The sequence below is a fragment of the Aestuariivita sp. genome, assembly GCF_049276915.1.
Lineage (GTDB): Bacteria > Pseudomonadota > Alphaproteobacteria > Rhodobacterales > Rhodobacteraceae > Aestuariivita.
In genome coordinates this window covers 1-9,947 of record NZ_JBASXK010000028.1, presented here as the reverse complement: position 1 = coordinate 9,947, position 9,947 = coordinate 1, and the positions used below count along the sequence as shown (strand labels likewise).

At 59.7% G+C, this 9,947-nt stretch carries 10 protein-coding genes and 1 pseudogene; 7 read left to right on the top strand and 4 right to left on the bottom strand.

Annotated elements, in window-relative coordinates:
* Positions 1-90, top strand: a pseudogene (locus tag WAO69_RS02825) (IS5/IS1182 family transposase); the annotation flags it as partial.
* 149 nt (positions 91-239) lie between these two features.
* Here WAO69_RS02825 and WAO69_RS02820 read toward each other — a convergent pair.
* Together WAO69_RS02820 and WAO69_RS02815 are read right to left on the bottom strand one after the other, a co-directional pair.
* Positions 240-1,463, bottom strand: a complete 1,224-nt coding sequence (locus tag WAO69_RS02820) for a Coenzyme F420 hydrogenase/dehydrogenase, beta subunit C-terminal domain (protein WP_422176529.1) — start codon at positions 1,461-1,463, stop codon at positions 240-242.
* A gap of 15 nt (positions 1,464-1,478) precedes the next feature.
* Positions 1,479-2,336 carry a cobalamin B12-binding domain-containing protein gene (locus tag WAO69_RS02815; protein WP_422176528.1) on the bottom strand — a complete coding sequence of 286 codons (858 nt, stop codon included), beginning with the start codon at positions 2,334-2,336 and terminating at the stop codon, positions 1,479-1,481.
* Positions 2,337-2,646: 310 nt separating this feature from the next.
* Here WAO69_RS02815 and WAO69_RS02810 point away from each other — a divergent pair, with 310 nt between their 5' ends.
* The 6 genes from WAO69_RS02810 to phoB all read left to right on the top strand — a co-directional run bounded on the left by WAO69_RS02810 (position 2,647) and on the right by phoB (position 8,810).
* Positions 2,647-3,684 carry a substrate-binding domain-containing protein gene (locus WAO69_RS02810; RefSeq protein WP_422176527.1) on the top strand — a complete coding sequence of 346 codons (1,038 nt, stop codon included), beginning with the start codon at positions 2,647-2,649 and terminating at the stop codon, positions 3,682-3,684.
* Between the two features lie 90 nt (positions 3,685-3,774).
* Positions 3,775-5,238, top strand: a complete 1,464-nt coding sequence (gene pstC / locus WAO69_RS02805) for a phosphate ABC transporter permease subunit PstC (RefSeq protein ID WP_422176526.1) — start codon at positions 3,775-3,777, stop codon at positions 5,236-5,238.
* Positions 5,235-6,584: a phosphate ABC transporter permease PstA gene (gene pstA / locus WAO69_RS02800; protein ID WP_422176525.1), complete on the top strand. Its 1,350-nt coding sequence runs from the start codon at positions 5,235-5,237 to the stop codon at positions 6,582-6,584. Before pstC ends, pstA begins: the two co-directional genes overlap by 4 nt.
* A 17-nt stretch (positions 6,585-6,601) precedes the next feature.
* Complete coding sequence (pstB, locus tag WAO69_RS02795) at positions 6,602-7,399, top strand: phosphate ABC transporter ATP-binding protein PstB (protein WP_422176524.1); 798 nt, start codon at positions 6,602-6,604, stop codon at positions 7,397-7,399.
* Between the two features lie 5 nt (positions 7,400-7,404).
* Positions 7,405-8,121, top strand: coding sequence for a phosphate signaling complex protein PhoU (gene phoU / locus WAO69_RS02790; RefSeq protein ID WP_422176523.1), 717 nt, complete (start codon positions 7,405-7,407; stop codon positions 8,119-8,121).
* Positions 8,121-8,810 carry a phosphate regulon transcriptional regulator PhoB gene (gene phoB, locus WAO69_RS02785; RefSeq protein WP_422176522.1) on the top strand — a complete coding sequence of 230 codons (690 nt, stop codon included), beginning with the start codon at positions 8,121-8,123 and terminating at the stop codon, positions 8,808-8,810. The genes phoU and phoB overlap by 1 nt, the downstream gene beginning before the upstream one ends.
* An 89-nt stretch (positions 8,811-8,899) precedes the next feature.
* Here phoB and nusG read toward each other — a convergent pair whose 3' ends face one another.
* Positions 8,900-9,412, bottom strand: coding sequence for a transcription termination/antitermination protein NusG (gene nusG / locus WAO69_RS02780; protein WP_422176521.1), 513 nt, complete (start codon positions 9,410-9,412; stop codon positions 8,900-8,902).
* A 194-nt stretch (positions 9,413-9,606) separates the two neighbouring features.
* Positions 9,607-9,947 (bottom strand): hypothetical protein (locus WAO69_RS02775; protein ID WP_422176520.1); only part of this gene is annotated, 341 nt, incomplete at its 5' end.

The following is a 9,947-nucleotide window of genomic DNA, read 5'->3' as shown; positions in this document are numbered from 1 at the left end:
CTGTCGAAGGATTGGGAAAAATCAATCGCGAGCGCAGAGGCTTGGATCCTCATCGCACACATCAGACGCGTGACACGGCATCTTGCAAGAAATGGAGAACGCTCAATTAGTTTTGAATCAGACTCTGACACTTGCCTGAACAACCAAAGGGGCCCAAAGCGGGCCCCTTCTCACATCCTCTGGTCTGCTTGCGCCCGAGTGCTGCTTCTTTCTGGTCTCAAATACCCAAAACCCTGCGGTCATCCCTCGCGCGACGGGGCGACCTCGGGCGTTTCGCCGGCCTCTGGCTTCAGCCCGTAGGGCGCAACCAAAGCCCAGACATGGGCGGGAATCATGTATTTCATCCGCCTCGGATGGTGGCGACGCAAGTGCAGCACTGTCTCGGCTGCCTTCATTTCCAGCCGCGCGCGGGCGAACTCAAGACCACGCGGGCCGATTTTCGGCTGCAACCAGGCCATGAGCGGTCGCAACCAGTCAGGCATGCGGCGCAGCGGCAGGCCTCCGGCGGCAAGCTCGGTATTGACGATAAATCCCTTCACCGCGCCGTCACGTTTGCCCTTGGTTCCAACCGGCGCAAGCCGGACCTCATCTCCAAGCATCCGGACCAGATCGCGCCCCCGTTCATTGCGCACGATCAACCATTGTTCGCCCTGGCCCGCCATGTAACCCACCGTGATATCCGACAGGGCATTCGTGTAATCGACACAGGTGCGGCAGGTCAGCGGAAAGAAATCGGACGGCAAGTCCGAGATCGGCAGTTTTAGGAAAGGGATCTCGCGCTGCGCCCCGTCGTCAAAGCGCAGCTCCACCTGATAGTCGGCACGAAACTCAAGATAGGACACCTGGTCGGGCCGATCCGTCAAACGGCCCAGAAATTCATGGAAATTCTCGGTGGTCGTATTGTCCGAACAGGGCGTGCCGATCACATAGAGCCGCTCGAACCCCAGCTCGGCCTCCAGCGCGCGCAGGGCATAGACCTGACAGGGAATACCAATCACGGCCAGACGGGTTATGCCCCGTTCCCGGGCAGGCTCCAGCAAGGCCAGCAAGGGCGCATAGCCCATGCGCATGCCGCGCGCGCGCGCCATATCTCCTGATTCCGTGATCAGGGCGGGCACCGGGCGCCAGCGATCTTCCGGGTCGGGCACCATGGTCAGCACGGCCTGAACCGTACCGCTTGCCAAAAGCTTTTCGGCAATACGCGTGGTCAGTCCGCTCCATTGCGCCCCGTCCGAGGGCTGTTTTGCCCAGGCGCGATGCATGTCGAGATAGGGCCCAAAGAACAACTCATCTTCGCGCGCGCCATCCCTGGCACGTCCATGCACCCGTTTTTCCTGCGCCGGATAGTCGGGTTTGATGAACTGGCAGACTTGCCCGCAGCGCGCAGGATCCTTGGTGCGCGAGACGCCGCAATCAGTACAGAGTTTGCGTGAGATCGCCTCACTGAATTCGTCTTTGGGCATGCGGCTTGTTCCGGTCTATCTGAGGGCTGCGCCTGCCCGCGCGGCGACGGCCTCATGAAACTCATTCATCACCGTACGCAGCTCTTCAAAGCTGTTGGATACGAAATCCGCATCGGTGAGTTCCTGCAGTTTGGGTTCGACCTCCACCAGATTGCCCGCGATCAGAATCCGCACATGCGGGTGTGTCACGCGCACAGCCGTAATCAACAGGATCAGTTCCGGCAACATCGCCGGTGTCGAGGTCGACAGTGCAAGGATGGCGTAATCCGTTTCGGCCAGTTCCTTGAGCAATTCATCATGGCTCCGTCCGACCTTGAGATCGATGAGCCATCCGTCACGGCGAAACAGATCCGCTGCCATCGAAACGCCCAGCGTGTGGTGTTCACCCGGTACCGGGACAAACACGGCGTGACGGCCATCGGGCCAGACATCCGGTTCGATCCGCGAACTGAGCCCACGCATGATCGCATAAATCCGGGCGGCTGCGATTGCGACCTGCGCCGAGGTCAGCGCGTCGTCTGTCCACCGCTCTCCCAGGATGCGCGCGGCACCGGTCAGATACTTGAGATACACCGTCTCGACATCGGTCCCCGAGGCGATCATGCGGGTGACCTGAAGCAGACCGGCGGCCGCATCCCTCGAGACCAGCGCGTCGGCAAGCTGTTCTGCCTGATGATTCGGCTTGTCGCAGGCCTGGCTGCGCGCGGCCAGTCGCGAGATCACCTCCTGAGCGAGGTTCGAGACTGACGAGGCCGGCAGAAATTTCGGCAGGGACTGAAGTGAAGCCGACGCGCGCCGGGCGGCTTCCCGATCCAGCGCCCGACCTGGCGCATTGGAAAGATTCGCAGGAGTATACTGAAAGTCTTTGGTCATCAGCGGTCCTTTCCAGACTGCAGTCGTTGCCCTGTACTTACAACACAACGCTTGGGCACCCCCCACCCCACGCCAACGGAGAATCCCTGCATACGATGGTATCCAATTGGCTTTGGAAAATACATCGGCTTGGGTTGTGGCAAAGCGTAGCGGGCAGGTCTCTGCGAAGTTCCGCCGTCCAGACAAATCCGGAAAATGTCGGAGTTTCATAAAACTGTTACATGTCTATTACATTTGCTTCACGCAGGCTGACTACTGAACCGCAAGGCTGCTCATCGTGGCCGGGAATCACGCAACCTCAGGAGAAACCATGTCCTACGTGAAACTGACCGCCTCTACTCTGGCGATCGCTGCCCTTTCCGCAACCGCGGCCCATGCGCGTGACAACGTGCAGGTCGCAGGCTCTTCGACAGTTCTGCCTTATGCGTCCATCGTCGCTGAAGCGTTCGGCGAAAACTTTGAATTTCCGACACCGGTCGTCGAATCCGGTGGCTCTTCGGCCGGCCTCAAGCGGTTCTGCGAAGGCGTGGGCGAAAACACAATCGACATCGCGAACTCATCACGCCAGATTCGTGAGCGCGAAGTGAAGGCATGCGCTGAAAACGGCGTGACCGACATCATCGAAGTACGCATCGGCTATGACGGAATCGTGTTTGCCAGCGACATCAACGGCAATTCCTTCGCCTTCACACCATCTGACTGGTACAACGCTCTGGCGCCCAAGGTGCTGGTTGACGGCGCAATCGTCGACAACCCCTACACCAGCTGGAACCAGTTCAACGATGCCCTGCCCGACCAGCCGATCTCGGCCTATATCCCGGGCACCAAGCACGGCACACGCGAAGTGTTCGAAGAAAAAGTTCTGGCGGCAGGCTGTGAAGCAACCGGTGCCATGGAAGCGATGATTGCTGCGGGCATGTCCGAAGATGACGCCGAAGACGCCTGCATCTCGGTGCGCACAGATGGCGTATCGACCGACATCGACGGCGACTATACCGAGACCCTGGCCCGCATCGACAGCAACAAGAACGGCATCGGCGTGTTTGGTCTGGCCTTCTATGAGAACAACACGGACAAGCTGCAGGTCGCGACCATGTCCGGCATCGTGCCGACAACGGAGTCGATCGCTGCTGGCGAATACCCGGTGTCACGCCCGTTGTTCTTCTATGTGAAAAAAGCCCATATCGGTGTGATCCCCGGTCTGAAAGAATTTGCCGAGTTCTTCGTAAGCGACGAAATCGCAGGTCCAGACGGTCCGCTGGCGGAATACGGCCTCGTATCCGACCCCGAACTGGCCGAAACCCAGACCGTCGTCTCTGACGAGCAGGTCATGGGCTCAAACATGTAAACCAATCGGTTTGCCTTTGGGCGGCGCGCTTCTGGTGCGCCGCTCTTGTCGTCTGCTCTGCTGCCACGTTCCAAAATATCGGAAACCACCATGCCCCTATTCTGGCTTGTGATCGTGATTCTCGTTTTGTCGACCATGGGGTACGTTCTGGGTCGCCAGCGCGCCATGACAGCGGCGGGTGGCGACATGCGCGTCCTGCATTCCCTGCCCAGCTATTACGGATGGAACGTCGCCCTTTCAGTTCTTGTCCCGTCCATGGGCATATTGCTGGTGTGGTTGCTGGTGCAGCCGCTTGTGATCGAGAGGACCGTTTCAGGCCTTCTGCCGGAGACGGCGGTCAGCGCCGATACCACCATCGGACTGGTCATGAGCGATGTGCGCCGTGTTGCCGAAGGGCTGGACACTGCTGTCGCCGCAGGGACCATGAGCGCGGAAGAGGCGCGCTCGATCCGCACCGAAACCACCAATATTCGTGAGCGACTTGGCGCGGTCGGCGTGGCGCTGGGTTCGGATGTATCCCCCGAAGTGCTGCAGGCCGCACAGCGGTATCGCGCCATGGCCTCGACCGGTTCGCTGTTGATGCTGGTCACGATACTGGCGGCGACACTTGCGGGCTTTTCTTACAGCTTCCTGCGCACGCGCCGAGAGTTTCGGGCGCGCAACGTGGTTGAGTCCGTGATCAAGCTGATCCTTGTGGGCGCTGCCTGTATCGCGATCCTGACCACCATCGGCATCGTGCTGTCTCTGGTCTTCAGCACTGTCGAGTTCTTCCGCCTCTATCCGGCCGAGGACTTTTTCTTCAGCCTCACCTGGAGCCCGTCTTTTGGCGGAGGCTCCGAATTGGGCATCATCCCTCTGTTGTGGGGCACGATCTATATTTCGATCATCGCGCTGTCGGTTGCCGTCCCTATCGGATTGTTCGCCGCGATCTATCTGTCGGAATATGCAACGCCCAAGGTGCGTGCCTTCGCAAAGCCGATGCTCGAGATCCTCGCCGGCATCCCCACGATCGTCTACGGCCTGTTCGCGCTGCTGACAGTCGGTCCGCTTCTGGTGTCGATCTTTGGTGAACAGGGTGTGGGCTGGATGCAGTCGGGCACGGCGGTGATGACGGCGGGGCTGGTCATGGGCATCATGCTGATCCCGTTTGTCAGCTCACTGTCAGACGACATCATCAACGCGGTGCCGCAAGCCCTGCGCGATGGCTCCTATGGGCTGGGTGCAACCCAGTCCGAGACGATACGCCAGGTGGTGCTGCCCGCCGCCCTGCCCGGCATTGTCGGTGCGATCCTGCTGGCCGCTTCGCGCGCCATAGGCGAGACGATGATCGTCGTGCTGGGCGCAGGGGCCGCGGCGCGGCTCAGCATGAACCCTTTTGACGCGATGACCACGGTCACCGCAAAAATTGTCAGCCAGCTCACAGGGGATGCGGATTTTGCCAGTCCCGAAGTGCTGGTGGCCTTTGCCCTCGGCATGACGCTCTTTGTCATGACGCTGGGTCTGAACGTGATCGCCCTGGCGATCGTGCGCAAGTATCGGGAGCAGTACGAATGACCGACGCATCAGCCACTCATGCACGTCCCGAGCGCAAATCCCTGATGGCTGCGGATGAACGCACGCGCAAACGCAACGCCGCCGAAAAGCGCTTTCGCCTCTATGGGCTGACGGCTGTCGGGATTGGTCTGGTGTTGCTGATCACCCTGCTCACCTCGATTGTCAGCAACGGCTCAGGTGCCTTTCGCCAGACCTTCATCACGGTGGATGTGTTTCTGGACCCGGCCAAGCTCGACAAACAGGGTGAGCGCAACATCGAGGATATCCGCAAGGTTTCGACCTTTGGCTATACCCCGCTTCTGGAACAGGCGATGCTGGATGTGATCGCAACCAACGGGATCGACACACCGCTGACAACCGGCAAGGAGATGAGACCCATGTTCTCGGCCGGGGCCGCGGCCCAGGTGCGCGATACCGTGCTTGCCAACCCCGACCTGATTGGTGAAACCGTCACGTTCCGCATTCTGGCAGCCAGCCGCGTGGACGGATATCTCAAGGACCGGGTCAAACGCGAAGACGTGGCGCGCGACAAGAACATTGACGCCGAACATCTGGATCTGACGGATGCGCTTGTGGCGGCTGGTGTTGCCGCGAAGACCTTCAACCCCGGTTTCATCTTTGGCTCTGACGCTTCAGAAAGCCGGGCCGAGCAAGCCGGCATCGGTGTGGCAATGATCGGCTCGTTCTTCATGATGATGGTGGTTCTGGTCCTTTCGCTGCCCATTGGCGTTGCAGCATCGATCTATCTTGAGGAATTCGCGCCCAAGAACCGTTTCACCGACATTATCGAGGTCAATATCTCGAACCTGGCCGCGGTTCCGTCGATCGTGTTCGGGATCCTGGGTCTGGCGGTGTTCATCCAGTTCGCACATCTGCCGCAATCCGCGCCTTTGGTGGGGGGGCTTGTGCTGACACTGATGACCCTACCGACGATCATCATCTCGACCCGCGCCTCTCTGAAGGCTGTGCCGCCCTCGATCCGGGACGCGGCGCTGGGTGTGGGTGCCTCCAAGACGCAGACGGTGTTCCACCATGTGCTGCCTCTGGCCATGCCCGGCATTCTGACCGGAACGATCATTGGCCTTGCGCAGGCTCTGGGCGAGACGGCGCCGCTGCTTCTAATCGGGATGGTGGGCTTTATCGCCTCGAACTATCCCGACGGTCTGGCTGCTGGCTTTCTGGATCCGAACTCGGCCATGCCGGCCCAGATCTATGAATGGGCCAAGCGCGCGGACCCGGCCTATTACGAACGCGCCTGGGGCGGGATCATCATCCTTCTGGTTTTCCTGCTGTCCATGAACATCATCGCGATCCTTCTGCGTCGCCGGTTCGAGCGGCGCTGGTAAGCTCCAAGGATTGACCCATGTATGACATCCCTCCCTCTGGTCACGAGATGCTCGCGACAGATCTCAAGATCGCGGCACGCAATGTGCAGGTCTATTATGCTGAGACGCATGCACTCAAGGACGTGAACGTCGACATCGCCGACAAGACAGTCACGGCGTTCATCGGTCCGTCCGGCTGTGGCAAGTCCACATTCCTGCGCTGTCTCAACCGGATGAATGACACGATCGATGCGGCGCGTGTGGAAGGCGACATCCTGCTGGATGGGCAGGATATCTATAATCCCTCGGTCGATCCGGTTCAGTTGCGCGCGCGGGTCGGCATGGTGTTCCAAAAGCCAAACCCGTTTCCCAAGTCGATCTATGACAATGTCGCCTATGGCCCCAAGATCCATGGCATGGCGCGCTCGAAGTCCGATCTGGATGATCTGGTCGAACGTGCGTTGCGCCGTGGAGCGATCTGGGATGAGGTCAAGGACCGGCTGCATGAGCCCGGCACAGGATTGTCAGGCGGTCAGCAACAACGCCTGTGCATCGCGCGCGCCGTGGCAACCGAACCCGAGGTGTTGCTGATGGACGAGCCCTGCTCGGCACTGGACCCCATTGCAACGGCCCAGGTCGAGGAACTGATCGACGAGCTGCGACAGAACTATTCGGTGGTGATCGTGACCCATTCGATGCAGCAGGCCGCGCGGGTCAGCCAGAAGACGGCCTTCTTTCACCTTGGTCACCTGGTTGAATATGGCGACACCGCGCAGATTTTCACCAATCCGGAAGACCCTCGCACCGAAAGCTATATCACTGGCCGGATCGGATAAGGCAGATGGCATCAGAACATATCGTCAGCTCGTTTGATCGTGATCTTGAAGGGATTCAGGCCAAGGTGATGCGCATGGGCGGCCTTGTTGAAGCCGCCTTGCGCAACTCGGTCCGGGCGCTGGAGGACGGTGATCTGGAAGCGGCGGCCCGCGTCAGGCAGGGCGATCGAACCATTGATGCGCTGAATGAAGAGATCCGCTTTGAAACCGCGCAGCTTCTGGCTTTGCGATCCCCGACCGCAATTGATTTGCGGCTGGTTCTGAGCGTGATGGCCATCTCGGCTAGCCTTGAGCGGATCGGCGATTATGCCAAGAACATTTCCAAGCGTACGCAGGTGATTGCCGGAGGAGCCAAGATCAACGGCTCGATCGGATCGCTGCGGCAGATGACCCATTTCGTGATCAAGATGATCTCGGATTCACTGGATGCCTACATCCAGCATGACACTGCGCTGGCCGAGGACGTCTTTGAACGCGACCGCGAGGCCGATCAGATGTATAATACGCTTTTCAGGGCCCTTCTGACCCATATGATGGAGGATCACCGCAACATCACCACGGGCATGCATCTGCATTTCATCGCCAAGAACATCGAACGCGCAGGCGATCATGCCACCACGATTGCGGAACAGACGATCTACATGGTGACCGGCCAGACGCCGGATGATGAGCGGCCAAAGGGCGATACCACTCCGATGGCCACAACGGGGATCGAAATGTGATGTCAGTAGACAAACCGACCGTTCTTGTCGTCGAAGACGAGCTCGCCCAGCGCGAAGTGCTGTCCTACAACCTCGAAGCCGAAGGCTTTCGGGTTGTGAAGGCGGCGGATGGGGATGAGGCGTTGTTGCAGGTGGAGGAGCAGGCTCCGGATGTGATCGTGCTGGACTGGATGTTGCCCGGAGTGTCGGGGATCGAGGTCTGCCGGCGCATCAAGATGCGGACCGAACTGCGGCGCATTCCGGTGATCATGCTTTCGGCGCGATCCGAAGAAGTCGACCGGGTGCGCGGGCTGGAAACGGGTGCGGATGACTATGTGGTCAAACCCTATTCGGTGATCGAACTGATGGCGCGGGTGCGCACGCAATTGCGCCGTGCCCGCCCCTCAACAGTGGGCGAACGCCTTGAATTTGAAGACATTATTCTGGACAGCGAGACTCACCGTGTCACCCGGCACGGCAAGGATCTGAAGCTGGGTCCGACCGAGTTTCGCCTGCTCAGCACCTTCATGGAAAAGCCCGGTCGGGTCTGGAGCCGCGAGCAGCTTCTGGACCGGGTCTGGGGCCGTGACATCTATGTCGATACCCGCACCGTGGACGTGCATATCGGCCGGTTGCGCAAGGCGTTGTGTCTGCATGGCGGGGACGATCCCCTGCGCACCGTGCGCGGCGCGGGATACGCGCTGGGATAGGTTTTCGAGGAGTTTTGTGCGTTTTGTACATGCTCCCGGTGGGTGACTGATCGTTTTGTACCCCCCGCAGCGCCCTGTGAGCGCCGTTTTCAGGCCGGTCTGATGTGCCGGGGCGAGACTGAAACCTTGGTCTTGCCGCCCATCATATCCATCAAGAGCCAGATGCGGCGGTCCGCAGAAATGCGTTCGATCTCGGCCACGAGATCAAAGAAAGGCCCGCTGGTCACGCGGACCGCATCGCCCGGTGAGAACACCTTCTCGGGCGCGTCGGTCTCGGCCCGGTTGTGGCGCGCCATCAGTTCGGCCATGAGGTCGGACGGAACCACGGCGGGCTGATCGCCAAAGCTTATCAGCCGCGTGATGCCTTGGGTTGAATTCACCGCCCTCCAATGGCCCTGGGCCACATCGACGGCGACGAAGATATATCCGGGGAACAGCGGGCGCGAGACGGTAAGGAACTTGCCATTGTGTTTGCGCGTATAGTCTTCGAGCGGCACGAAGGTCGCGAACCCCTGTCGGGTGAGATTTCTGTCCGCGATCGCGACCGAGTTCGGCTTGAGCTGCGCCAGAAACCATGTGGCGTCTTGATCGAGAACGGTCATGTCGGGTGCGCATTTTCCATGCCCAGAGATATCGCCGATTTGGGCGCGAAAGCAATCCCGTTTGCGCCAACAGGGGCACAGGGCCTGTCCCGGTGCATTCCGTTTTTCGAATGGGACCCGAGATCGCGCGACAGGTGCTGCCCGCTGGACGTTGTCCGGTTATCCGCTCGGGCTGAATGGTACGAATGACGCATTTAGGTTGGAAATGCGGATTTGGTGCCATTCAGGCGATCAAGGATGATCCGCGATTCAGGGGTGCCTAAAAGATAGGCACCAATCCCCATAGATTCACCTTTCTGAAATATGCGCATCATCTTTTTGAATGACCGCGCCAGAGAAGCTCTGATCACGTAAACGTGAATTGCGCCGATCTCGGGGAATTTTCGAACCTCGTCCAACGGGTTCCGGCGCAGGTACTGATCGCGACTCACGGAAAGGAAATCCTGAGGACCCGGTGCACTCTTTAGCCGACATTCCCCAAGTGGCATGCTGGCTGACGTGAAAATCGCCTGAATCCGACCGCCGGACAAGCGTT

Coding starts and splice junctions, on each gene's coding strand:
- phoU (WP_422176523.1), top strand. CDS start 7,405: ATGGCATCAGAACATATCGTCAGCTCGTTTGATCGTGATCTTGAAGGG.
- pstB (WP_422176524.1), top strand. CDS start 6,602: ATGTATGACATCCCTCCCTCTGGTCACGAGATGCTCGCGACAGATCTC.
- pstC (WP_422176526.1), top strand. CDS start 3,775: ATGCCCCTATTCTGGCTTGTGATCGTGATTCTCGTTTTGTCGACCATG.
- phoB (WP_422176522.1), top strand. CDS start 8,121: ATGTCAGTAGACAAACCGACCGTTCTTGTCGTCGAAGACGAGCTCGCC.
- WAO69_RS02815 (WP_422176528.1), bottom strand. CDS start 2,336: ATGACCAAAGACTTTCAGTATACTCCTGCGAATCTTTCCAATGCGCCA.
- pstA (WP_422176525.1), top strand. CDS start 5,235: ATGACCGACGCATCAGCCACTCATGCACGTCCCGAGCGCAAATCCCTG.
- nusG (WP_422176521.1), bottom strand. CDS start 9,412: ATGACCGTTCTCGATCAAGACGCCACATGGTTTCTGGCGCAGCTCAAG.
- WAO69_RS02810 (WP_422176527.1), top strand. CDS start 2,647: ATGTCCTACGTGAAACTGACCGCCTCTACTCTGGCGATCGCTGCCCTT.
- WAO69_RS02820 (WP_422176529.1), bottom strand. CDS start 1,463: ATGCCCAAAGACGAATTCAGTGAGGCGATCTCACGCAAACTCTGTACT.